The organism is Streptomyces sp. DSM 116795, from assembly GCF_055792905.1.
In genome coordinates, this window is the sequence record NZ_CM147707.1 from 5,612,038 (window position 1) to 5,634,804 (window position 22,767).

General features: G+C 72.5%; 19 protein-coding genes. 12 read left to right on the forward strand and 7 right to left on the reverse strand.

The window, feature by feature from the left end:
• Positions 1–127: 127 nt before the first annotated feature.
• The 3 genes from ACSMXX_RS24230 to ACSMXX_RS24240 form a co-directional block, all read right to left on the reverse strand.
• Complete coding sequence (locus ACSMXX_RS24230; RefSeq protein WP_473180804.1) at positions 128–2,194, reverse strand: DUF2264 domain-containing protein; 2,067 nt, start codon at positions 2,192–2,194, stop codon at positions 128–130.
• Positions 2,191–3,216: a hydroxyacid dehydrogenase gene (locus ACSMXX_RS24235; protein WP_473180805.1), complete on the reverse strand. Its 1,026-nt coding sequence runs from the start codon at positions 3,214–3,216 to the stop codon at positions 2,191–2,193. The genes ACSMXX_RS24230 and ACSMXX_RS24235 overlap by 4 nt, the downstream gene beginning before the upstream one ends.
• A gap of 223 nt (positions 3,217–3,439) precedes the next feature.
• On the reverse strand, positions 3,440–4,090 hold the full coding sequence (locus ACSMXX_RS24240) for a hypothetical protein (RefSeq protein ID WP_473180806.1): 651 nt from the start codon (positions 4,088–4,090) through the stop codon (positions 3,440–3,442).
• Positions 4,091–4,322: 232 nt separating this feature from the next.
• Here ACSMXX_RS24240 and ACSMXX_RS24245 point away from each other — a divergent pair, with 232 nt between their 5' ends.
• The gene (locus ACSMXX_RS24245; RefSeq protein ID WP_473180807.1) at positions 4,323–5,492 is read left to right on the forward strand and encodes a sialidase family protein; all 1,170 of its coding nucleotides are present in this window, start codon (positions 4,323–4,325) and stop codon (positions 5,490–5,492) included.
• Here ACSMXX_RS24245 and ACSMXX_RS24250 read toward each other — a convergent pair.
• Entirely contained in the window at positions 5,443–6,492 is a 1,050-nt protein-coding gene (locus ACSMXX_RS24250) for an ArsR/SmtB family transcription factor (RefSeq protein ID WP_473180808.1), read from the reverse strand. The genes ACSMXX_RS24245 and ACSMXX_RS24250 overlap by 50 nt on opposite strands.
• Positions 6,493–6,876: 384 nt before the next feature.
• Here ACSMXX_RS24250 and ACSMXX_RS24255 point away from each other — a divergent pair, with 384 nt between their 5' ends.
• The 3 genes from ACSMXX_RS24255 to ACSMXX_RS24265 all read left to right on the forward strand — a co-directional run bounded on the left by ACSMXX_RS24255 (position 6,877) and on the right by ACSMXX_RS24265 (position 8,904).
• Positions 6,877–7,461, forward strand: coding sequence for a hypothetical protein (locus ACSMXX_RS24255; RefSeq protein ID WP_473180809.1), 585 nt, complete (start codon positions 6,877–6,879; stop codon positions 7,459–7,461).
• Between the two features lie 201 nt (positions 7,462–7,662).
• On the forward strand, positions 7,663–8,376 hold the full coding sequence (gene npdG, locus ACSMXX_RS24260) for an NADPH-dependent F420 reductase (protein WP_473180810.1): 714 nt from the start codon (positions 7,663–7,665) through the stop codon (positions 8,374–8,376).
• Between the two features lie 294 nt (positions 8,377–8,670).
• Entirely contained in the window at positions 8,671–8,904 is a 234-nt protein-coding gene (locus tag ACSMXX_RS24265) for a hypothetical protein (protein ID WP_473180811.1), read from the forward strand.
• A 37-nt stretch (positions 8,905–8,941) separates the two neighbouring features.
• On the opposite strand, the gene ACSMXX_RS24270 is transcribed toward ACSMXX_RS24265, so the two are convergent.
• Entirely contained in the window at positions 8,942–9,745 is an 804-nt protein-coding gene (locus tag ACSMXX_RS24270; RefSeq protein ID WP_473180812.1) for a site-2 protease family protein, read from the reverse strand.
• A 378-nt stretch (positions 9,746–10,123) separates the two neighbouring features.
• Positions 10,124–10,990 (reverse strand): 3-methyl-2-oxobutanoate hydroxymethyltransferase, encoded by an 867-nt coding sequence (gene panB / locus ACSMXX_RS24275; RefSeq protein WP_473180813.1) that lies wholly within the window; start codon positions 10,988–10,990, stop codon positions 10,124–10,126.
• Between the two features lie 188 nt (positions 10,991–11,178).
• Between panB and ACSMXX_RS24280 the strand changes: the two genes are divergently transcribed.
• The 7 genes from ACSMXX_RS24280 (at position 11,179) to ACSMXX_RS24310 (ending at position 19,414) form a co-directional block, all read left to right on the forward strand.
• Positions 11,179–12,777 (forward strand): MFS transporter, encoded by a 1,599-nt coding sequence (locus ACSMXX_RS24280; protein WP_473180814.1) that lies wholly within the window; start codon positions 11,179–11,181, stop codon positions 12,775–12,777.
• A gap of 127 nt (positions 12,778–12,904) precedes the next feature.
• Positions 12,905–13,525, forward strand: coding sequence for a TetR/AcrR family transcriptional regulator (locus ACSMXX_RS24285; protein WP_473180815.1), 621 nt, complete (start codon positions 12,905–12,907; stop codon positions 13,523–13,525).
• A 339-nt stretch (positions 13,526–13,864) separates the two neighbouring features.
• A complete protein-coding gene (locus tag ACSMXX_RS24290; RefSeq protein ID WP_473184940.1) occupies positions 13,865–14,809 on the forward strand; it encodes an endonuclease/exonuclease/phosphatase family protein in 945 nt (314 codons plus the stop codon).
• Between the two features lie 391 nt (positions 14,810–15,200).
• On the forward strand, positions 15,201–16,424 hold the full coding sequence (locus ACSMXX_RS24295) for an MFS transporter (protein WP_473180816.1): 1,224 nt from the start codon (positions 15,201–15,203) through the stop codon (positions 16,422–16,424).
• A gap of 486 nt (positions 16,425–16,910) precedes the next feature.
• Positions 16,911–17,786 carry an LLM class F420-dependent oxidoreductase gene (locus tag ACSMXX_RS24300; RefSeq protein WP_473180817.1) on the forward strand — a complete coding sequence of 292 codons (876 nt, stop codon included), beginning with the start codon at positions 16,911–16,913 and terminating at the stop codon, positions 17,784–17,786.
• Between the two features lie 89 nt (positions 17,787–17,875).
• Positions 17,876–18,313 (forward strand): PaaI family thioesterase, encoded by a 438-nt coding sequence (locus tag ACSMXX_RS24305; protein WP_473180818.1) that lies wholly within the window; start codon positions 17,876–17,878, stop codon positions 18,311–18,313.
• Between the two features lie 291 nt (positions 18,314–18,604).
• A complete protein-coding gene (locus tag ACSMXX_RS24310; RefSeq protein WP_473180819.1) occupies positions 18,605–19,414 on the forward strand; it encodes an SAM-dependent methyltransferase in 810 nt (269 codons plus the stop codon).
• Between the two features lie 30 nt (positions 19,415–19,444).
• Here ACSMXX_RS24310 and ACSMXX_RS24315 read toward each other — a convergent pair whose 3' ends face one another.
• Positions 19,445–21,208 (reverse strand): NAD+ synthase, encoded by a 1,764-nt coding sequence (locus ACSMXX_RS24315; protein WP_473180820.1) that lies wholly within the window; start codon positions 21,206–21,208, stop codon positions 19,445–19,447.
• A 262-nt stretch (positions 21,209–21,470) separates the two neighbouring features.
• On the opposite strand from ACSMXX_RS24315, the gene ACSMXX_RS24320 reads away from it, so the two are divergent.
• On the forward strand, positions 21,471–22,535 hold the full coding sequence (locus tag ACSMXX_RS24320) for a TrmB family transcriptional regulator (protein ID WP_473180821.1): 1,065 nt from the start codon (positions 21,471–21,473) through the stop codon (positions 22,533–22,535).
• Positions 22,536–22,767 lie beyond the last annotated feature (232 nt).

Consider the following 22,767-nt stretch of genomic DNA (forward strand, 5'->3'; position numbering starts at 1 on the left):
GCGTCAGCAGCCCACGGCCACCACGCACGCCGGGCCGCCGGACCACACCGGCGTCCGCACGGACGTCAGCGCCGCCACCCCGCCCGAGCGGACCTGGCCGAGCTCCGCGTTCGTACGGGCCCTGGCGCTACGGCACGGACTCGTTGGACGTGGTCACCTCGACCGTGTCGGCGGCGAAGGCGAGGCGGGTGACGCAGCCGTCCGCCTGCCAGCGGATGGCGGCGGAGGAGCCGTCGGCGCTGAGGAGCCGGGCGGATTCGTGGAGCGGGACCCCGGGCGGGGCAGCGCCGCCGTCGTCGCCGGTTGTGAGCGGGAGCGTGGCGAGCGCGACGAAGAGGGCGGTGCCCTCCGCGTCGCCGCCGAGGGCGGGGACCAGGGCCCAGCGGGTGAAGGCGGTGCCCTGCGGGGCGCGCAGCGTGGCCGGGGCGTCCTCGTCCCAGCCGTACAGGCCGTACAGGCCGTGCAGGTCCTCCGGACGGGGCAGGCCGTGCGGGCCGTGGAGCGCCGGATCGCCCGGCAACGATTCCCGGCCGGACGTCGCCCAGCCGGTCAGCCGTACGCGGGCACCCGGGGGCGCACCCAGCACGCGGTGCACGCGCAGTTCGAGGCCGCCCCGTGCATACGTGAGACTCTGCACGCGCAGCCCCGGCACCATCGGGCCGCCGGCGGGGAAGACGGGGGTGTGCCAGGACGCGGCCCAGCCCGAGCCGCCGCCCGGGTCCGCCTCGGCGCCCAGCGGGTGGATGCGTACACGGACGCTGCTCACCGGGGTGCCGTTCGGGCCGCGGACCTGGACGGAGAAGTGGTTGTCGGGCACGTTGCCGCTCGCCGTCGGGCCCGTACGGGAGGAGTAGGCAAGCCGCGCGTACAGCGGGTCGGCGGTCCGTGCGCTCTCGCCCTCGTGCGGCGGCACGTGATCGCTGCCGTGGTTGTGCAGCCGCACCCGGCCGTCACCGCTCGTCTGGATCAGCAGCCCCGCCGCGGGCAGCGCGACGGCACGTGCCGGGCCCTCGCTGGGGGCGGCCTCCTCGCGCGCCGTCCACAGCGGGTCGTCCTCCGGTACGAGCAGCGGCAGCAGCCCCTTGGACGCCCAGTACGGGGATGCCGGGCCCGAGTAGTCCTGCAGTGTCGCCTCGTGCGGGCCGTGCCAGCCCAGCGTCAGCAGGCCGTCCCGGCTGAGCGCGCCGCGGTCGAGGAAGTAGCGCACGGATCCGCTCAGCAGCCGCCTGGAGACGCCGGGCGCGAGGGGCGTGTGGCCCGTCAGCGCGCCGAGGGCGACGGCGGCGTTCGCGGCGAAGCGGTACGTGAGGGACCGGCCGAAGTGGAGGGGCGCGCCGTTGGCGTCGAAGAGCAGCCCGAAGCTCTCAAGATGGGTACGCAGCCGGGCGCCGAGTCGCGCCGACTGCCCTGTGTCCTGGGCGAGATGAGCGTGCAGCAGCGGATACAGGTGCAGGGCCCAGCCGTTGTAGTGGTCGAAGGCGCGGCCGTCACCGTCCGAGTACCAGCCCTCGCCCCTGTACCAGCTCTCCAGCAGTTCCAGTCCGCGCTCGACGGCCCGTCCCGTCTCGGCATCGCCGCGTCCGGCCGACTCCAGGAAACCGGCGACGGTCAGCGGGAAGAGATACCAGTTGTTGGGTGCCGGCACATGGCGCAGCGCGCCGCGCAGCCATTCCTCGGCACGGTCCTGCACGCCGGGTTCGAGCCGGTCCCACAGCCAGGGACGTGTCAGCCGCAAGGCCAGAGCCACGGACGCCGACTCCACCATCGGCTGGCCGTACACCGTGTGGTCGAGGATCTGCGGCCACGACTCCGTGTCCTCCCTGCCGGGCGTGCGCGTGCCCGCGGTCAGCCCCTCCCCGTACCGCTGCAGCAGGCCGTGCGGGTCCGCGCCGCGTGCGCCGGCGACGCGGAAGGCCGCCGCGAGGAATGTGCGCGCGTAGCCCTCCAGTCCGTCGGAGCGAACCCCGGTACGGGAGGGCCGGCCCGGAAGGTCGAGCATCGCGCCACGGGGGGTGGCGAAGCGCCATGCGGCGGTGAGCAGACCGTCGGCCGTGGCCTCCCAGTGGCCGCGGGTCCAGCCGGTGAATGGGCTCAACTCCCTGTCTTCCGGCGGCAGTTCGAGCGACCCGGGAGGTCCGGGCGGTCGTAGCGGTGCGGTGGCGCGGGGGCCGGTGCCGCCGTCGGTCCGGGTCATGCGAGGAACGCCAGCCTTTCGCGTCGTACGGGATGGGCGAAGCCCTCCCCGCCCGCCCAGCGGGCGACTTCGGAGACGGTCAGGTCCGCGAGCCGCCGCAGCTCGTTGCCGAGGGAACCGGCGATGTGCGGGGTGATGAAGGCGTTCTCGCAGTCCCACAGCGGGTGTTCGCGCGGCAGCACCTCCGGCTCGGTGACGTCCAGCACGGCCCGGATGCGGCCCGCGAGCACGGCAGCGGTGAGGGCGTCCTGGTCGAGTACCGCGCCCCGCGAGGTGTTGACGAGGGTGGCGTCCTGCCGCATGGCGGCGATGAGTTCGCGGCCGACGAGCCCCCGCGTCGCGGGCAGCAGCGGCGTGTGGACGCTCACCACGTCGCAGTCCGCGAAGAGCCGGGGCAACTCGACCAGGCGTACGCCGAGTTCGGCCGCCTCACCGGCGGTGACGTACGGGTCGTACAGCCGCACGTCCAGGTCGTACGGCCGCAGCAGTTCGATCACCCGGCGCCCGATCAGCGATGCGCTGAGAATCCCCACCGTGCGCTGGTAGTTGCCCATGCCGGGGCGGTCGTGCAGCCAGTCGGTGCGGGCGCGGGCGGCGGCGTAGTCGCGGGCCGTCTCCAGTACGCGCTTGCCGCTGAGCAGGATCATCGCGACGGTGTACTCCGCGACCGGGAGGGCGTTGGCGGCGGCGGCCGAGGAGACCTCGATGCCGCGCTCCCAGCAGGCGTCGGTGATGTGGCCCCGCACGCTGCCGGCGGTGTGCGCGACCGCGCGCAACCGGGGAGCGGAGGCCAGCAGGTCCTCGTCGAGGGGCGGGCAGCCCCAGCCGGTGATCAGCAGCTCGGTGCCGGCCAGCGCCTGCCGTGCCCGCTCGGTGCCGAGGTCGTGGAGCAGGGGGAGCGGGGACGGCGCGGTGTGTTCGGCGAGCTCCGCGAGCACGCCGTCGTCCATGAGGCCGCGGGCCGCGTCGGGGTCCATGGCGAGGGCCGCGAGGGGACGGCGGGCACCGCGGGGACCGGACATCGCTCTCCTTCGGCGGGTGGACGGGGGCCGGGCGGCTCGTCGGCCCACGCGGCCCGCCGGGCTCCGGGGCCCGCGCGGAACGGGGACCCGAGAAGCCTGCCCGGTGCCGGAACGGTGCGCCAGAGGGCCGTACGGAACCGAGAGCCCGAGAGGCGGGGCCCGGGGCCGCGGCAGCCGTCCGTACGGGCGGTGCCGTACGGTCACGCCCCGGTGGAAACCGCTCTCACCAGCGGGTGGGCGGCGGCGCGGAGAGCTGGTCCGCGATGCGGGAGAGCCTGTCGCGGAACGAGGGGCGCCGCGAGCCCGCGGCCGGCAGCCCGGGAGCGCCGCTGGGACCGCCCCGCCCGTGGAAGCTCTCTCCCGCGGCCGCGCTCACCAGATGCTGGACCACTTCGAGGTCGACCTCGGCCGCGTCGGCGCTGAGCGCGTCGTGCGCGATGCCGTGCAGTTCGTGCGGGGGCTCCTCGTCGGCGCCGCCGTCCAGCGCCAGCACCGTCGCACCCGCACGGCGGGCGTCGTTGACACGTTCCAGCACCTCGGGCCCCGGGTCGCCCGGGGTGACCACCAGGACGGTCTCCCTGCGGCCCGCTGCCTCGATACGGCCCAGCCCCGCGGAGAGATGCGCCGGTGCGGCGGGCGGCACGCGGTGGCGGACGAGCGTGGGCGACAGTTCGGGCTGCCCCGACCAGGCGGCCTCGTCGTCGAGGTGCGCCGCCAGATGCCACGGCTCGTACGACTCGGTGCCGACCAGCAGCAGCCCTCCCCTGTGCGGTGCGACGGACGTACGCAGCGATCCGGCGAACCGGCGCGTGGACCGCACCCATTCCGTTCCAGCAAGCGCTTCCCGCAGATGTGCGACTCGTACGGCATCCATTGCCCGCATGATGCCTCAACTGCCTTGGCGCGACGGGCGTTTCGGCAGTGGTCACCCGTACGGATGTGACTGGGGGCACCGCCCGGGCCGGAGGCTCCGGGGGAGGGAGGATGCGCACTGCCGGAGCGCTGCGGCGATGTTCATCTCCCGTTCCCTTGACGCTCTGTTGTCGGCTGCTTACTTTCGGGCATCGGTCAACTTCTTTCCCGAGCTCGGAAGTTGGGAGCCGCTCATGCCGTACGAGACGTCCGTGCCCTTCAGCGCGGGAAGCGAGGGCTACGCCAGTTTCCGCATCCCCGCGTGTGTCCTGGCCCCCGACGGCACGCTCCTCGCCTTCGCCGAGGGAAGGGTGGACGGCTCGGGCGACACCGGGCACATCGACATCGTCGCCCGCCGGTCCGCCGACGGCGGGCGGAGCTGGGGCGAGCTGCGCGTCGTGGCCTCGTACGGGACCGGCACGGCCGGCAATCCCTCGCCCGTCGTGATCCCGCCGGGCGAGGGGGAAGGCGAGGGAGAAGGGGAGGGTGACGCGGAGGATCCGGAGGGCACCGGTGGCCGCATCGTCCTGGTCTTCGTCACCAACGCCGCGGACGCCACCGAGGACCGCATCCGCCGTGGCGAGGTCTCCGCCGGGGACGGCCGCCGCGTATGGGTGCAGCACAGCACCGACTCGGGCGAGAGCTGGTCCGGGGCGCGGGAGATCACGCCGTCGGCGAAGATCCCCGACTGGCGCTGGTACGCGACGACTCCGGGGCACGCCCTGCGGCTGGAGCGCAGCCCCTACGAGGGCCGCCTCGTCGTACCGGCGAACCACTCGCTGCCCCCGGAGGACGAAGGCGACGACGGCACCGAGGGCCGCTACAACGGCGGCCACGACCTGCTCAGCGACGACGGCGGCGAGACCTGGCGCATCGGCTACACCGACGACAACACCGACGGGCTGGTCAACGTCAACGAGACCACCGCGGCCGAACTGCCCGACGGCGTCGTCTACTTCAACACCCGCACCGAGGCGATCGCGCCCGAGCACCGCGCCGACGCGCGCTCCGAGGACGGCGGCGAGACCCTGCTCGCCCCCTTCGAACCCCAGCCCGCGCTCACCGCGCCCGTGGTCGAGGCGAGCGTGCTGCAGCTGTACGACCCGGACGTGCTGGTCTTCTCCGCGCCCGGCGACCCCGAGGAGCGGCGGCGGATGACGCTGCGGGCGAGTTTCGACGGCGGCACGGACTGGTGGACCGTGCACACCGTGGACGACCGTCCGGCGGCCTACTCGGATCTCGTCCGGGTCGATGACGGGACGCTGGGCCTGCTGTACGAGACGGGGGACGAAAGCCCGTACGCCACGGTGACGTTCAGACGTGTCCCGGTCGCGGAACTGACTTCGGTGCCGGACGCTCCGTAGCCGCGCGGCCCGTGCCCGCGCCGTCGGGCGCCGACGACTCCAGCAGCAGTTCGGCGCCCAGCGGGGTGAGGCTGTGGCGACTGGTCCGGCCGTGGCACTCCGTGCGCACCAGGCCGACGCCGCGCAGCACCGTCGTGTGCTCGCTCGCGGAGGCGGGCGACAGGCCGGTCCGGGCGGCCAGTTCGCCCGTGGAGACGCCGTCGGCGATCACCTGGAGCACGGCGGCGCGGCTGTGCCCGAGCAGCGCCGCCAGGCCGCTCCGGGGCCCGGTCACGCGTGTACGGGGCAGCGGGCTGCGGGTCACCTCGTAGTAGAGCGTGGGCTGTTCGTCGTCCGGGTCGCACGGCAGGTACGAGGTGAAGGCGGCAGGGGCGAGCAGCAGCCCCCGTCCGCCCAGGTGGTAGTCGAACTCCCCGCCGGGGACGTCGATCTCCAGCACGGGCGCGCGCCAGCGCATGTCCGGGTGGAGCGTGCCGAGCACCTCCTCGATCCCGCCGTCCCGCATCCGACGCGTACGCGACGCCAGGTCCGCCGTGAGCACGGTGGCCAGGCCGGGCCAGTAGGGCGCGATCGCGGCGCGGTGGTAGTCCCGTACGGACTCGGCGAGCAGGGCCACGGCGCCACGGTCGCCGTCCGCGAGACGGCGCGTCCAGCGGGGCAGGCTCCGCCGGGTGGCCAGGTGGTCGAGGTCGGCGCGCAGCACCTGGCGGGGAGTGGCGCGCAGTCGTTCCAACTCCTCGTCCAGCGTGCGCAGTCCACGCCGCGGACGGAGGAAGCCGGGCAGCGGATGCTCGGGCGCCGTGGGCAGCAGCTCGGTGAACGGCGTGGGCCCGCGCGCCAGCCGGGGCCTGACGGACCGCCGCCACAGGTCCAGTTGGGGAGGGCCGGGGCAGTGCGCCAGCCGGGCGGTGCTGAAGGCGGTGGTCGCGAGCGGACTGGAGGGGCCCGCGAAACGGACCCGCGTCAGGTCGGTGAGGGTGAAGTGGATGCGCAACGTCATGCTGCTCCCCCCGGGGTGCATGCCCCTCCGGAGCGGGTGCTCCGGGCGTCGGCCAGGATGCCGCACGGGCGGCCCCGCGCACAGCGGTACCCCGGCGCGGGCCGGTTGTGAGCGGTGCGACCGGACCGTTCGGGCGTGGCCGAATCGTCTTCCCGGGCCGGTGTGCCGTGCGCCACGGTTTGCCCGCGGCGCTGATCGCCGCCACGAGGGGCCGGGGGACGGCGCCACGGCAGAGGGGAAGGGGAACCGGCTATGACACCGAGGGCGGGGAAGCCGGCGGGGCCCGGGGCCGGGTCCGCGGCGTGGGGGACGCGGCAGGAGCCGGGGAGGCGGACGTACGGGGGGCCGCCGCACCGCCGGCGGCCGGTGCGGCGGAGCCTCGCCGTGGCGCTGGCCGCATGCGCTGTCACGGCGGTGGCGCCGGCGAGCAGCGCGGGGGCGGCGGGCGGAGCGGAGGCGCCGCGGGCGTCGGTGGGCGAGGAGGTCGCCGCGGCGGTCCGCTCCGGCGGTCCGCTGCCAGGCGGGGTGCACGGCCCGGTGGTCACGCATCCGGTGCAGCAGCCGGTCGACTACCCGGCCGGCGAGGTCTGCCCGTTCGCGTCGCACGCCGACTTCCCCGTCAACGACCTGACTGTGCGCACCTGGTACGACGACGAGGGCGAGCCGGTCTTCGCCACCGCGAGCGGACCGCTGGTGATGGACGTGACCAACCTCGCCAACGGCCGTTCGGTGACCCGCGACATCTCGGGCTCGGGCACCATGACCTACCTCGAGGACGGCTCGCACATCTCCAGCGGCGGGGACTGGGGCGTGGGCTTCCACACGGCCGACCGGCCGGTGCACAACAAGTGGATCATCAGCCGGGGTTCGATGTCCGTGCAGATCTCGGAGGAGAACGGGACGACGTACCGGAGGCTTCTGGACCTGAGCGGCCCGTACGAGGATCTCTGCGAGACGCTCGGCCGGTAGGGGCGCGGGAGCCGGGATGACGCGGGAGCGGGATACGGGGCCGGGACGAAGATCGGCGGGAACTTCGGCGGGAACTTCGGCAGGAGCCCCGTCGGAGCCCTGCGGCAGCCGTCCGTGTACGGCCCGCAGGGACCCGTACGTGATCGCCTTCACGGCTGTGAGTGAGGCGCCGCCGGGGAGGTGGGTGGCAGGATCCTGCCTATGACTTCTGCATCCTCGTCCGCGTCCTCATCTCCCGCGCCCAGGAAGGACCCCTGGGACCTTCCCGACGTCTCCGGCCTCACCGTCGGCGTGCTCGGGGGCACCGGCGACCAGGGTCGCGGGCTGGCCTACCGGCTGGCCAGGGCGGGCCAGCGGGTCGTCATCGGGTCGCGCGCCGCGGAGCGTGCACAGCAGGCGGCCGGCGAACTCGGCCTGGGCGTCGAGGGAGCGGAGAACGCGGAGTGCGCGCGCCGTTCGGACGTGGTGATCGTCGCGGTGCCGTGGGACGGGCACGCCAGGACGCTCGAGTCGCTGCGCGAGGAGCTGCGCGGCAAGCTCGTCGTCGACTGCGTCAATCCGCTCGGCTTCGACAAGAAGGGCGCCTACGCGATCAAGCCGGAGGAGGGCAGCGCCGCGCAGCAGGCCGAGGCGCTGCTGCCGGACTCCCGGGTCACCGCCGCCTTCCACCATCTCTCCGCGGTGCTGCTCGCGGACGCCGACGTCGAGAAGATCGACACCGATGTGATGGTGCTCGGCGAGGACCGGGAGGACTGCCTGGTCGTACAGGCGCTCGCGGGGCGCATCCCCGGTATGCGGGGTGTGTTCGCCGGACGGCTGCGCAATGCGCACCAGGTCGAGTCCCTCGTCGCCAACCTGGTCTCGGTCAACCGGCGTTACAAGGTGCACGCGGGCATCCGGCTCACCGACGTATGAGTGGGGCGGCGTTCGCCGCGTACGGCCGCGTACGGTCACGTTCGCCGGCAGGGCCGGTAGGGCGGGTATGGCCTGCATGGCCGGTATACCGCTGAGGACCGCGCAGACCGCCGCGGACCCGTGGCGGCGCATGGGGGAGAATGGCGGAGGTGCGCCGCACCTCCGCCCCTCCCCGGTGCCGCCCGCACGGCGCAGGCGAGCCGTCCGTATGTCGCCGGTACGCCGTCGGTACGCCGTCGGTGCACCACTCGTATACAGCCTGCACACCCGCACTGTCCGACTGGAGCCGCCAGCATGTCCGCCCCCGCCGCCTCCCTCCGCTCGTCCCGGGGGATCGCGCGCTACGCCACCGTCCTGTGCGCGCTCGCCGCGATCGCGGCGGTGATCTCGTTCGTCAACGGCAGTGTCCTGCTCGGCGTCGTGTGGGTGCTGCTCGGGGGTCTCGCCTCCAACATGGCCTGGTACTACGGGCGTCGGGCCCGCCGCGCCACCGCCCACACGGCGCAGCAGGCGGCCTCGGCGGAGTAGCGCGCCGGAAGCCCTGCATACGGTGCCCCACGGCCCCCTACGGCTGCGGGGTGAACGCGACTTCGGGCTCGCCCTGCCAGAAGCGGAAGTAGTCGTAGCCGTAAGCCACATCCAGATCCGTGACGTCGAGCACTCCCATGACGTTCCCGATCGCCTCCCAGAAGACGCCGTTGACGCCCGGGATCCACAGGAAGCCGAAGACCACCAGCAGCCCGAACGGGGCGAAGGGCTCCGCCTGCCGCCGTGCCGCGGGTGAGAGCCACGGCTCCAGTACGCCGTAGCCGTCCAGCCCGGGAACGGGCAGCAGATTGAGGATCGCCGCCGTCACCTGGAGCATCGCCAGGAACGCCAGCGCGTACCGGAACGCGAACGGCACGTCCGCCATGGCGTCCAGCCAGAACGGGGCCGTGAGGACCGCAGCGAACAGGGCGTTCGTCGCGGGTCCCGCCGCGGAGATGAGGCTGTGCTTCCAGCGGCCGGGGATGCGGCCGCGCTCGATGTAGACCGCGCCGCCCGGTAGTCCGATGCCGCCGAGCACCACGAAGACGACCGGCAGCACGATGCTCAGCATCGCGTGCGTGTACTTGAGCGGGTTGAGCGTGAGATAGCCCTTCGCGGCGACGGATGTGTCGCCGCCGCGCAGAGCCGTACGGGCATGTGCGTACTCGTGCAGGCACAGCGAGACGATCCAGCCCGAGACCACGAAGAAGAACACCGCGACACCCGTGACCTCGGCAAGGCCGGACCAGACCGCCCACCCGGAGACGGCCATGATCGCGGCGAGCCCGAGGAAGACGGGGCTGATGCGGTGATGATCGGGGTGGGTGGAGGCGCTGGTCATGGGGTCAGACCGTACCCGCAGGGTGAACGGATCGGCCAACGTTCCTGCCTCGCGGGGGAATTCATCCGGGCCACCGCCGCGGAGGGCGGAACCGGCCCGCTCCCGCCGCAGGCGGCACCACCCGGCCGCGTCCGTGAGACGGGCCGCCCGGCGCGGTCACGCACCGGACGGCCAGGAGCACGCGGACGGTCAGGAGCCCGCGGACAGCCGACCGGGCGGCCCGCGGGCGCGCTCCCCGCCCGCGGCGGTTCCGGCCGGGCAGGCCCCGCGCGCCCGCGGCGGACCCGGTAGGCCGGGCCCCGGGGCGATGGACGGGCCCCCGGGGCGGCGCCCGAAAGCCCGCCTCCGTGGGCGGGGTTCGCGCGGACGCGCTTCCCCTCAGGCGAAGCTGTGCCGCTCCTCGGGGAAGTCGCCCGCGATGACGTCCTGCGCGAACGCCCTGGCCGCGTCGCCGAGTGTCTCGCGCAACTGTGCGTACTGCTTGACGAAGCTCGGCACGCGGCCCGCCGTCATCCCCGCCATGTCCGTCCACACCAGCACCTGTGCGTCGGTGTCCGCCCCGGCGCCGATGCCGATGGTCGGCACGTGCAGCGAGCGCGTGACCTCCGCGGCCAGCTCGGCGGGGACGGCCTCCAGTACGACCGCGAACGCCCCCGCGTCCTGCACGGACTTGGCGTCCCGCAGCAACTGCTGCGCGGACTCCTCGCCGCGGCCCTGCACGCGGTAGCCCATCGCGTGCACGGACTGCGGGGTGAGGCCGACATGGGCCATCACCGGGATGCCGGACTGCACCATCAGCTCGATCTGGTGCGCCGAACGCTCGCCGCCTTCCAGCTTCACCGCGCCGGCTCCCGCCTCCTTGACGAGCCGGGTGGCGCTGCGCAGCGCCTGCACGGGACCTTCCTGGTACGTGCCGAAGGGGAGGTCCGCGACGATCAGGGCCCGCCGGGTGCCCCGTACGACCGCGGCGGTGAGCATGGCCATCTCGTCCAGGGTGACCGGGACCGTGGTCTCGTAGCCGAGGTGGCAGTTGCCCATGGAGTCGCCGACGAGCATGACCGGGATGCCGGTCTCGTCGAAGACGGACGCGGTCATGGCGTCGTACGCGGTGAGCATCGGCCAGCGCTCACCGCGTTCCTTCGCGGAGCCAAGGTCGCGGACGGTGACGCGGCGGTTGCGTACGCCGCCGTAGAGAGCTGCGGGCTGCTTCTTGGAGGGCCCGTCCTGTTTCTGCGCATCAGACATGGCTGAACGCTCCTGTGTGTTCGTCGTCTCGAGGCGCCCTGACGGCGTCCCCGGATACGTCCCCTATGGCTTCGCCTGGGGAGACCCCTCCATGCTGGCACGGGGCGGGGGCCGAAGGAAGGGACGGCGGGATTCCCGGGTATCCGATACGAGACGGGGCCGTATCGGAATCGGGTAGGCTCTGCGGCATGAGTTCCTCCGTGCCCGAGAACGTGCACCGCCGGCGCTGGGTGATCCTCGGCGTTCTCATGCTGAGCCTGCTGATCGTCGTGCTCGACAACTCGATCCTGAACGTGGCGATGAAGACCATCGCCCAGCCCGCGCCGGCCGGACTGGGCGCGAGCCAGAGCGAGTTGGAGTGGGCGATCAACTCCTACACGCTCGTCTTCGCCGGACTTCTCTTCACCGCGGGCCTGCTGGGCGACCGGTTCGGCCGCAGGCGGGTGCTCCTGCTCGGTCTCGTCGTCTTCGGGCTCGGCTCGGTCTTCGCCGCCATGGCCACCTCGCCGGGCCAACTCGTCGCGTTCCGCGCCGTGATGGGCTTCGGCGGCGCCTTCGTCATGCCGTCCACGCTCGCGATCCTCGTGAACGTCTTCGAGCGGGACGAGCAGCCCAAGGCGATCGGCATCTGGGCGGGCGGCGTCGGGCTCGGCATAGCCATCGGCCCGGTGACAGGCGGTGTGCTCCTCGAACACTTCTGGTGGGGCTCGGTCTTCCTGGTGAACGTGCCGATAGTCCTCGTCGCGCTCGCCGCGATGGTGCTGGCCGTGCCCGACTCCCGGGACCCGGCCCCCGGGCGGCTGGACCCGTTCGGCGTGCTGTTGTCCATCGCCGGTCTCGTGCTGCTCGTCTACGCGATCATCACGGGGGGCCGGCTCGCCGACTTCACCGACCCGGAGGTGCTGCTCACCGCGGGTGGGGGAGTGGCGGTCCTCTGCGCCTTCGTGCTCCACGAGCGGCGCAGCGACCATCCGGCCATCGACGTCCGGTACTTCAAGAACCCGGCCTTCTCCGCGGCCGTCGCCGCCATCGCGCTCGTCTTCTTCGCGCTGATGGGCGTGACCTTCTTCGCCGTCTTCTACATGCAGAGCGTGCGGGGCTTCTCGGCCCTGGAGGCTGGGCTGCTGATGATGCCGCTCGCCGTCGCGCAGCTGATCTTCGCGCCGCGTGCGCGGCTGGTCGTCGAGCGGTTCGGCGCCAAGGCGGTCTGTACGAGCGGAATGCTGCTGGTGGCGGCGGGGATGGCGGCGTTCCTGCTCTTCGGCCGCACGACGCCGATCTGGGCCCTGGAGGTGGTCTTCTTTCTGCAGGGCGCGGCGATGGCGCACATCATGCCGCCCGCCACCGTCTCGATCATGCAGTCCCTGCCGCGCGAGAAGGCGGGCTCGGGATCGGCAGTCAACAACACCTTCCGGCAGGTCGGCGGCGCCATGGGCGTCGCCGTGCTCGGTTCGCTGCTCTCCGCCCGCTACCGCGAGGGCATGGAAGGCCGGCTGGAGCGGCTGGCGCTGCCCGAGGGCGTACGGCACGCCGCCGGGGAGTCGATCGAGGGGACCCTGGCGGTGGCGGCCCGACTGGGGCCCGCGGGCCGGGAGTTGGTGGATCCGGCCAAGAACGCCTTCATCGACGCGATGCACGTCACCGTGCTCGGCTCGGCGGCGGTCGCACTGCTGGGGGCGCTGGTGGTCGCCGTATGGCTGCCGGGCAGACAGCCCGCCGCGGACGGGGACGCCGCGGGGCCGCCGGAGCAGGACGCGGCGAAACCACCGGTGGGCGCCGGTCGTTGACCGGAGGCGTGCCAGAATCGGCGGGTCCGGCCGGGCGGTTGAGAACCGCCCTTTGTTTCTCCCCTCGGCTCCGCCAGGGGCAACCCACCTCCGGCTGATGCCCGGGGTATCCCACGAAGGAAGACAGATGAACCCGACGCCGTCGGACGCGGACGCGGCGCCCGCGCGGCGCGGCCGCCCGCGCAGCGAGGCGGTGGAGGGGGCCATCATCGAGAGCGTGCTCCGCCTGCTGGAGGAGGGCACCTCCATCGACGCGCTGTCCATCGAAGGCGTCGCACGCGTCGCGGGCGTCGGAAAGGCGACCGTGTACCGGCGCTGGCCCGGCGGCAAGGACGAGATGCTGCTGGCGGTCGTGGACGCGCTGGAGGAACCCCCGGCAGCGCCCGAGGGAGCGTCCGTACGGGACGACCTCGTCACGCTCCTGGAGTGGTACAGACGCGTGGGCATGGCCAAGCGCCAGTCCGCCGTCCTGCGGACCATGACGAGCCATGTGAAGAGCCACCCGGAGCTGTGGCGGCAGTACCACGACAACGTCATCAAGGCCCGCCGAGAGACGCTGCACGGCGTGCTGCGGCGTGGCATCGAGGCGGGAGAGCTGCGCGGCGACCTGGACGTGGGGCTGCTGGGCGAGCTATTCACCGGGCCGATGCTGACCCGCACCGTCCTGCACGAGGGCAAGGACCTGCCGGAGGGTCTGGCCGAGCAGATCGTCGACTCCGTGCTGGACGGGGTACGCGCCGGCAGGTGAGGCCCCGGCACAAGATCCCCGGCCGTGTGCGTCTTCCGTCACAGCGCCCCGCGGAACGGCGGGCGGCCGGAACCTCACCTGCCTGGGTGTTCGTCCTCCACCACACATGGGTCACCACACATGGGAATGGCCCAAGGCTCCTCTGCGGGCCGGGTGATTGTGCGGGAGATTCGTCGTACGGGAACTCCCCGTTCCGCATCACCTATCGTTCGACCAGGACCAGCAATCGAGTGAGGACAGCGGATGGCACGCGCGTACATGGCGGAGGCCGCGAAGGCTTCGGGCGAGTGGGACGGGACCGGGTCCCGCACACGCCGGGAGGGCAGCCGTGTGCCCCGGATGTTCGCCAGGTGGGGAGGCCCGGGGGCGTGGCGGCGGGGCTGGGTGCTCGCCGCCCTCGCCGTACTGCTCGGTCTCGCGCTGTTCCTGCACTCCGAGGTGCCCAACGCGGTCGGCAACCTGGGCTCGCTCTGGGAGACCTTCCTGCCCTGGGGCGGCGCGCTCGTGCCGGTGCTGGCGCTGCTGGCCGTGCTGCGCCGCTCGCTCCTCGCGCTGGTGGCGCTGCTGCTTCCGGCGCTGGTGTGGCTGAACCTCTTCGGCGGCCAGTTCACCAGCAAGTCCGGTACGGGCGGCGACCTGACCGTGGTCACGCACAACGTCAACGCGGAGAACCCCGACCCTGCGCGCACCGCGCGTGAACTCGCCGGTTCCGGGGCGGACATCATCGCCCTGGAGGAGGTCGCGGGGAGCCAGGCCGGGCAGTACGACAAGGGCCTGGCGGGCACGTACCCCCACCACAAGCGCGTGGGCACGGTCGGCGTCTGGAGCAAGTACCCGATGCGGGACACCGAGACGGTAGACATCAAGATGGGCTGGCCGCGTGCGATGCGCGCGACGGTCGCCACTCCGGAGGGCGACGTCGCCGTCTACGCGGCCCATCTGCCGTCCGTACGGCTGCAGTTCGCATCGGGCTTCACCGCCGGCCAGCGGGACGGCAGCGCCGAGGCGCTCGGCAGGGCCATAGCGCAGGACCGTACCGAAAAGGCGGTGCTGCTCGGCGATCTCAACGGCACCATGAACGACCGGGCGCTCGCGCCGGTCACGTCCCAGATGCGCTCCACGCAGGGCGCGGCGGGCGACGGGCCGGGCTTCAGCTGGCCCGCGTCGTTCCCGACGACGCGCATCGACCAGATCATGGTGAAGGGGCTGGAACCGGTCTCCTCCTGGTCGCTGCCCTCCACCGGCAGCGACCATCTGCCGGTGGCCGCATCGGTCGAGTTCTGAGCCGCGGGGCGGACTCCGGGTCCACCGCGGCGCACACAGCGCGGGCAGCGCACTCAGCCCAGGCAGCACGGGCATCTCACAATGAGCACCTTCGGCACGCGGCCGCCGCGTGCGGAGCGGGCGCGCGAACGGGCCGCCAGGGCCGGGAGTCCTGGCGGCCCGTGGCGTGAATCACGCCTGTTCCGGCCGGTTGTTGCCGTCCTGAAACATGGATGGCCGCCGTGGCGGGATGACGTCTGAGAGACTTTGTTCAGTGTGAGAACATAAGAAGTCGTGCCAGTGCGCCGGGCACCCCCGCGAGGACCCCGCCGCGTACGCCGAGCACGCGCACCACCCTCCTGAACCTCCTGTTGACGCCTTGCTCGACCCTGCCTTGAAAGGTTTCCCGCCCATGCCTATGGCCTTGCTCGCGCTTGCGATCAGCGCCTTCGGAATTGGCACAACCGAGTTCGTGATGATGGGCCTGCTGCCCAACGTCGCGGACGACATGGGGACTTCTGTGCCCACCGCCGGATACCTCGTCTCCGCCTACGCCATCGGCGTCGTCATCGGGGCGCCGCTGCTCACGGCCGTCGGCGTCCGCGTACCGCGCAAGCGGATGCTGGTGCTGCTGATGGGCCTCTTCACCGTCGGCAACCTCGCCTCCGCGCTCGCCCCCGGCTACGGCACCCTGCTCGCCGGACGTGTGCTGGCGGGGCTGCCGCACGGAGCCTTCTTCGGCGTCGGCGCCGTCGTCGCCGCACGCCTGGTGACGGAGGACCGGCGGGCCCGTGCCGTGGCCACGATGTTCCTGGGCCTGACCGTCGCCAACATCATCGGCGTACCGGCCGGCACCGCCATCGGACAGGCGCTCGGCTGGCGCGCGACGTTCCTCGTCGTCAGCGCCATCGGCGTGCTCGCGATGGTGAGCCTCGCCGCACTCGTCCCGCACCTGCCGCTGGAGCACCAGCGGGGCGTCGGGCACGAGGTCCGGGCGCTCGGCCACCGCCAGGTCGTACTCGGCCTGCTCACCGCGGTGTTCGGGTTCGGCGGCGTGTTCGCCGTCTACAGCTACCTCGCCTCGATCATGACGGAGGTCACCGGGCTCGCAGACTCTTCCGTCACGGTGGTGCTCGCGCTCTTCGGCATCGGCATGACACTGGGCGCCCTGGCGGCGGGGCCGCTCACCGACCGTGCCCTGCGTCCCACGCTCTACGGAGGGCTGGGCGCGCTCGCCGCCTCGATGCTCGTCTTCCACGCCGTCGTCGACGTCAAGTGGGCCGCGATGACGATGGTCGTGGTGCTCGGCGGGCTCGGCTTCATGACGACGACGCCGCTGCAGATGCTGATCATGCAGAACGCCCGGCACGCGCCGACGCTGGCGTCCGCCGGCAACCAGTCCGCGTTCAACCTCGCCAACGCGGGGGGCGCGTGGCTCGGCGGAGTCGCCATCGCGGCCGGCTGGGGCTGGCGCTCGCCCATGCTCGTGGGTGTGGTGCTGGCGCTGGCGGGCCTGGCGATAGCCGTGCTTGCTGGGGCCCTCGACCGCGGCAGGCCCTTCTCGCGCTCGCGGATCGTCGCCCGCGGCGTTCCCCGGCTGCGGCGGGCGCGGGCCGCGGAGAGCGTCCCGGGCTGAGCCTCCCCGGCTGAGCGTCCCGTACGGACGGCGCGGGGGCGGGGGCCGGGCGGCTCGCGGGCGTTCGTCGTCCCGCCCTGCCCCCGCCCCTGCCCGTCCGTCCCCCCGTACTCCGTCCCCGCGGGCCCGCGTCTCGGCGCGGGCCCGTTGCTCGTCACGCACCGCGCCCAGCCACCGTGAGCGGACGAGCCGGCGCTGCTCCTCGCCGTCTCAGCGCGGCGGCTGCAGGCCGGCTCCTGCACTGGATGGGAAGAAGGCCCTGACCGGTTCCCCGGCGTCCGGGTAGTATCACCGGTGCCGGGACCGACTTGTCCCGGCCGAACCGGCACCCCGCCCTGTAGGCGGGGTTTTTTCATGTACGGGGCCGCTGGAGCGGTGACTCGGCTCCCCGGCCTCTCCGTGCGGCACACGTGGCCGCGCCCTGACCACGCCTGAACACGCCCTCGACGGGCGTGCGTTCGGCCTGCCCTGAAGGAGCGATGCCCGATGAGACTCGGACTCACCTGCCCCCGCTTCACCTGGCCCGGCGGCGACGCCGTCATCGGCGCGAAGTTCGCGGACGCCGTACGCGGCGCGGAGGAGGCCGGGGCGCACAGCTTCTGGGTGATGGATCACTTCTGGCAGATCCCGAACTTCGGCGACCCGGGCGATCCGATGCTGGAGGCGTACGGCGCGCTGAGCCATGCCGCGGCCCTCACCACCCGCGTCACACTGGGCCCGCTCGTCACGGGTGCCGGGTACCGCCGGCCCGCCCTGCTGGTCAAGCAACTCGCCACGCTGGACGCTCTCTCGGGCGGACGCGCCGTCCTCGGCATCGGCGCGGGATGGGACGAGGAGGAGCACCGGGGCCTGGGCGTCCCGTTCCCGCCGCTGCGTGAGCGCTTCGAGCGTCTGGAGGAGACCCTGCTGATCGTCCGGCGGATGTGGAGCGATGACGAAGAGCCGTACGAGGGCAGGCACTTCAGCGTGCCGCGTACCCTCACCGCTCCCCGTGCGACCCGGCCGCGCCCGCGGGTCCTCATCGGCGGCGGGGGAGAGAAGAAGACCCTCCGGCTCGTCGCCCGGTACGCCGACGCGTGCAACCTCCTCGGCGGCGCCGACGTACGCCGCAAGCTCGCCGTGCTGCGGGGCCACTGCGAGCAACTCGGCCGCCCGTACGGCGAGATCGAGAAGACACTCCACATGCGTGTCCCGGACGGCGAGTCCGTAGACGAGAGCGTCGAGCGCTGCGGCGAACTCGCCGCCCAGGGCATCGACCACGTCATCGTCGCCTTCCGCGACGCCGCCGCAGGTTCCTCACTGGCCCATCTCGTGGCGCTCGCCCGGCAGATCGCGGACATCACTCCGGCCGGGCGCGGGTGACAGCGCTCCGTCCTGCCCTCGCCCGTGTTCGGGCGGACCGCAGCGCGCGCCTCAGGGAGGTTGTCAGTGGGTGGCTGTTCAATGCCCGTATGGAGACGAACGAGCAGAGGCAGGGATTTTTCTGGGACATGCTGGAGGGGCGGGTGGCGCCGCCCCCCTCCGCTGCGACGCTGGGCTGGGAGCTGATCGACCTCGACCCGGAACAGGGCACGATCGAGGTGGCGTTCGAAGCGGGCGAGCAGTTCGAGAACCCTGGCGGTGCGGTCCAGGGCGGATTCCTCGCCGCGATGCTCGACGACGCGATGGGTCCCGCGCTGGCCGCGACGCTGCCCCCGGACCGGCTCGCGCCCACCCTCGACCTGCACGTCCAGTATCTGCGGCCCGCCCGCCCAGGGCGCTTCACGGGGCGGGGGCGGGTGGTGCAGCGGGGCAAGGAGGTGTGCTTCCTCGCCGGTGAACTGCTCGGTGCCGACGGCAAGACGGTGGCTGTGGCGACGGCGACCGCTCGCATTCAGCCGATGCCGTGAGCCGGGGTCCCGCACGCACACGCACACGTACCCGCACACGTACCGGCCTCCTACGCGCGCGCGCCGCGCCGTCGCACAGGGCGTCAGCAGTCTTGGCCGTCACTTGACCGTCACCTCTCGAAGGCGACGCCAACCGCCCTGATTCCAGGGCGAGTCGAGCCGTCCACCACAGACACCGGACGGGAACACCGGACCGGAACAGCGGGCACAATGGCTTCCGGCAGAGGAGGGCAGAGACACCGTGAACCGTCCCGCCGGCCCCCGCCTCATGCAGCGATCCCGAGGAGCACGATGAACTCTGCGAGCGGCCCCCAGCATGCGGACACGGGCGAGGCGCACTCCGCGCGGGTCTACGACTACATCCTCGGCGGCAAGGACCACTACCTCGTGGACAAGGAGGCCGGCGACGCCATGGTCGCCGAATGGCCCGCTCTGCCCGTGCACATGCGTGAGAACCGGGCGTTCATGCACCGGGCGGGGCGGTACCTCGCAAGGGACGCGGGGATACGGCAGTTCATCGACATCGGCACGGGCCTGCCGACCTCTCCCAACCTGCACGAGGTCGTCCAGCGTGAGGCTCCGGAGTCACGGATCCTCTATGTCGACAACGATCCCCTGGTCCTTACGCACGCCAGGGCTCTGCTCACCAGCCGCCCGGAGGGCCGCACCGCGTACGTCGACGCCGACATGCGCGACCCGGACGCCATCCTGTCCGACCCCGCCGTGGAGGCGACCCTCGATCTGACGGAGCCGGTCGGCCTGATGGTGATCGGGATACTCCACTTCATCCTGTCCGGGGACGGTGATCACGACCTGGTCCGGCGGCTGCTGGATCCGATGCCCCCGGGCAGCTACCTCGCCGCGACGATCGGGACCGCCGACTTCGCGCCCCGCCAAGTCGGCCGCGTGGCGCAGGAGTACGAGCGGCGCGGCATGCCCATGCAGCTGCGCACGCACGCCGAGGCGTCCGCCTTCTTCGAGGGGATGGACCTGGTCGACCCGGGCGTCGTACAGGCCCACCGCTGGAACCCGGAGCCCGGCGCCCCACCGGTGGACGAGCAGGACGACGCCATGTACGGCGGCCTGGCCCGCAAGCGCTGACGGACGCCCGCCGGCCCGCGGGCCCCACGCTCACTCCCCGGCGGCGGACTCCCGCCAGTGGCTGGTGATGGGAAGGCGGCGGTCCTTGCCGAAGCCCTTGGCGGAGATCTTCGTGCCGGGCGGGTACTGGCGCCGCTTGTACTCCGCGGCGTCCGTCATGCGCAGCACCCGCGTGACGACCTCCGGGGCGAAGCCGCGCTCGACGATGCCCTCGCGGCCCACGTCCCCGTCCACGTACAGCTTCAGGATGCGGTCGAGTACGTCGTAGTCGGGGAGGGAGTCGGTGTCGACCTGGCCCGGGCGCAGCTCCGCGCTCGGCGGTTTGGCGATGCTGTTCTCCGGGATGGGTGGCGTCTCGCCCCGCTCGGCGGCGGCACGGTTGCGCCACTTCGCCAGGCGGAAGACGTTCGTCTTGTAGACGTCCTTGATCGGCCCGTACGCGCCTACCGAGTCGCCGTAGAGCGTCGAATAGCCGCACGCCAGCTCGGACTTGTTGCCGGGCGCGAGGACGATGTGGCCCTCCTGGTTGGAGATGCCCATCAGCGTGACGCCGCGCAGCCGCGACTGGAGGTTCTCCTCGGCGACGCCCGTGAGTTCGATGCCGTCCATGAAGGCATCGAACATCGGACCGATCGGCACCGTACGGAAGTTGAGCCCCGTGCGCCGGGCCATCTCGGCCGCGTCGTCCCTGGAGTGCTGCGAGGAGTAGCGGGAGGGCATCGAGACCGCGTGCACGTTGTCCGGGCCAAGCGCGTCGCAGGCGATCGCGGCGACGAGCGCGGAGTCGATGCCGCCGGAGAGGCCGAGCACGACGGAGCGGAAGCCGTTCTTGGCGGCGTAGGCGCGCAGGCCGGTCACGAGCGCCGTGTAGATCTCCTCGTCGTCCTCCATGCGCGGTGCTTCGCTGCCCTCGGCCTCCGGCTCGTACGCGGGCAGCGGGTCCTCGGAGAGCATCACGTGCTCCACGGTCAGCCCGTCGTCGACCGTGCCGGAGGGCGGCTTGTCGGCGGCGGCCGGCAGTTGCAGGTCGAGGACGACGCAGCACTCCTCGAACTGCGGTGCGCGCGCGACGACTTCACCGCCGGGGCCGACCACGATCGAGTCGCCGTCGAAGACCAGCTCGTCCTGGCCGCCGGTCATCGCCAGGTACGCGGTCGTGCAGCCGGCCTCCTGCGCCCGCCTGCGCACGAGTTCGAGGCGGGTGTCGTCCTTGTCGCGCTCGTACGGGGAGGCGTTGACGGACAGCAGCAGTCCGGCCCCCGCGGTGCGGGCGGCCGGCACACGGCCGCCGTTCTGCCACAGGTCCTCGCAGATGGCGAGCGCGACGTCGACCCCGTGTACGCGGACGACGGGAAGGGTCTGGCCGGGCACGAAGTAGCGGAACTCGTCGAAGACGCCGTAGTTGGGCAGATGGTGCTTGGCGAAGGCCAGCGCCACCTCGCCGCGGTGCAGCACGGCCGCGGCGTTCTGCGGCGCGCCCGCGGGGCTGCCCAGCGTGGCCCGTACTTGCTCGGCGCGGTCGAGATAGCCGACGACGACGGGCACCTCGCCCAGGCCCTCGTCGGCCAGCCGGCGCGCGAGCGTGCGCAGCGCGGCGCGGCTGGCCTGCACGAACGAGCCGCGCAGCGCCAGGTCCTCCACCGGATAACCGGTCAGCATCATCTCCGGGAACGCCACGAGATGCGCTCCCTGTCCCACCGAGTGGCGGGTCCACGTCACGACCGCCTCGGCGTTGCCTTCGAGGTCGCCGACGGTCGAGTCGATCTGGTTCAGGGCGAGACGTAGTTGGGGCACGAGCCCACTGTAATCGTCCTTCTGACGCGATGCGGAGGGCCGTGTGCTGTGGACGGCCACACCGCCGGAGCCTGCGATTCCGGGTGTTTTGCGCCGTCGGCCGTCACTGGCTGTTCACGGGAGCTTCACAACCGTATCCAGCATGCAGCTACCCCTACACGAGGGTATCCGCAGGATTTCGATACCTGGTGTACTGGATTCGATGCCCGCCTGGCGGGCATCGGTCAGTGACGTGAACTCGCCACCGCACAGGGGGATCGGCATGCTGGAGTCACTCGGGCTCGAACCTGTTCAACAGCAGGCGTACGAAGCGCTGGTCGACGGAGCGGTCACTGTCGCCGAACTCCGTACGGCGCTGGGTCTGAGCGCGGCGAAAGTACGCGAAAACCTTGCCGCGCTCGAGAAGTTGGGCCTGGTCGGGCGGTATCCGGGGGAGCGGCGCGGGGAGGAGCGGTTCCTGCCCGTCGCGCCCGAGGTCGCCTTCGAGTCGCTCCTGCTGGCCCGCGAGGAGGCCATCCACCGCACCCGCCGCCACATCCAGCTGCTGGCCTCCCGTTTCCGCGCCAACGCCACGGCTCGCGACCCGGTCGACCTGGTCGAGATCGTCACGGGGCGTGCGGCCGTGATCCAGCAGGTCGACCAGCTCCAGCACAGCGCCACCAGCGAGATACGCGGCATAGACCGGCCCCCGTACGCCAACAGCGACCCGGACCGGCTCGACCCGAAGACCGGGATGATGCCGGTGCAGGCGAAGACGATGCGGCGCGGCATCGGCTACCGCGTCATCTACGACACCCACGGCCTGGAGACCTTCCACCGCATCGACACCGACATCGAGGCGTGTGCCGAACTGGGCGAAGAGGCACGGGTGATGGCCGACACCCCCACGAAGCTGCTCGTCGCCGACGACCGGGTCGCACTGATCCCGCTGCGTTCCGCGCCGCACGAGATGGCCAGCAGCGTCGTGGTGCACCCCTCGGGACTGCTGGACGCGCTCTGCGAGTTCTTCGAGGTGCTGTGGGCGCGTGCGCTGCCGCTCTCCGCCTATCTGGCCGGCCGTCCGGGCGGCGCGGGCGACGCCCCGAGCCCGGACGAGGCGCGGCTGCTGGCGCTGCTGACGACGGGTCTGACGGATCAGGTCATGGCCCGCCAGCTCGGCGTCAGCTACCGCACGTTCCAGCGGCGGCTGAGCGGACTGATGGAGCGGCTCGGCGCCGGTACGCGCTTCCAGCTCGGCATGCGCGCGGCCAGCCTCGGCTGGGTCTCGCAGCCTGCGGAAGCGACCTTGCCGGCCGTGCCGGGACCCGGCGCCGACGGGGCGGTCTGAGCGGGCTCCGAGGGGGTGTCCGACCCGCGAAGAACGCACCACAAGATGTCGATTGGCACACTGGCCGGTAACTCTTGTTCTTCCGGTTGCCGGTGTGCGAACTTCAATGCGTGACGTCGCCGGGCAGGACGGCTCACGACTCACGACCACACGGCCGGGCGCCGCCCGAGGCGCCCCGGCCAGGCAACACCCAGCCGCGGTCCGGTATCCCCCACTACCGGACCGCGGCTTC

What these genes read in the sequence shown, in the direction of transcription:
- ACSMXX_RS24230 (WP_473180804.1), bottom strand. Translation starts at nt 2,194, where the DNA reads ATGACCCGGACCGACGGCGGCACCGGCCCCCGCGCCACCGCACCGCTA.
- ACSMXX_RS24235 (WP_473180805.1), bottom strand. Translation starts at nt 3,216, where the DNA reads ATGTCCGGTCCCCGCGGTGCCCGCCGTCCCCTCGCGGCCCTCGCCATG.
- ACSMXX_RS24240 (WP_473180806.1), bottom strand. Translation starts at nt 4,090, where the DNA reads ATGGATGCCGTACGAGTCGCACATCTGCGGGAAGCGCTTGCTGGAACG.
- ACSMXX_RS24245 (WP_473180807.1), top strand. Translation starts at nt 4,323, where the DNA reads ATGCCGTACGAGACGTCCGTGCCCTTCAGCGCGGGAAGCGAGGGCTAC.
- ACSMXX_RS24250 (WP_473180808.1), bottom strand. Translation starts at nt 6,492, where the DNA reads ATGACGTTGCGCATCCACTTCACCCTCACCGACCTGACGCGGGTCCGT.
- npdG (WP_473180810.1), top strand. Translation starts at nt 7,663, where the DNA reads ATGACTTCTGCATCCTCGTCCGCGTCCTCATCTCCCGCGCCCAGGAAG.
- ACSMXX_RS24265 (WP_473180811.1), top strand. Translation starts at nt 8,671, where the DNA reads ATGTCCGCCCCCGCCGCCTCCCTCCGCTCGTCCCGGGGGATCGCGCGC.
- ACSMXX_RS24270 (WP_473180812.1), bottom strand. Translation starts at nt 9,745, where the DNA reads ATGACCAGCGCCTCCACCCACCCCGATCATCACCGCATCAGCCCCGTC.
- panB (WP_473180813.1), bottom strand. Translation starts at nt 10,990, where the DNA reads ATGTCTGATGCGCAGAAACAGGACGGGCCCTCCAAGAAGCAGCCCGCA.
- ACSMXX_RS24280 (WP_473180814.1), top strand. Translation starts at nt 11,179, where the DNA reads ATGAGTTCCTCCGTGCCCGAGAACGTGCACCGCCGGCGCTGGGTGATC.
- ACSMXX_RS24285 (WP_473180815.1), top strand. Translation starts at nt 12,905, where the DNA reads ATGAACCCGACGCCGTCGGACGCGGACGCGGCGCCCGCGCGGCGCGGC.
- ACSMXX_RS24290 (WP_473184940.1), top strand. Translation starts at nt 13,865, where the DNA reads ATGTTCGCCAGGTGGGGAGGCCCGGGGGCGTGGCGGCGGGGCTGGGTG.
- ACSMXX_RS24295 (WP_473180816.1), top strand. Translation starts at nt 15,201, where the DNA reads ATGCCTATGGCCTTGCTCGCGCTTGCGATCAGCGCCTTCGGAATTGGC.
- ACSMXX_RS24300 (WP_473180817.1), top strand. Translation starts at nt 16,911, where the DNA reads ATGAGACTCGGACTCACCTGCCCCCGCTTCACCTGGCCCGGCGGCGAC.
- ACSMXX_RS24305 (WP_473180818.1), top strand. Translation starts at nt 17,876, where the DNA reads ATGGAGACGAACGAGCAGAGGCAGGGATTTTTCTGGGACATGCTGGAG.
- ACSMXX_RS24310 (WP_473180819.1), top strand. Translation starts at nt 18,605, where the DNA reads ATGAACTCTGCGAGCGGCCCCCAGCATGCGGACACGGGCGAGGCGCAC.
- ACSMXX_RS24320 (WP_473180821.1), top strand. Translation starts at nt 21,471, where the DNA reads ATGCTGGAGTCACTCGGGCTCGAACCTGTTCAACAGCAGGCGTACGAA.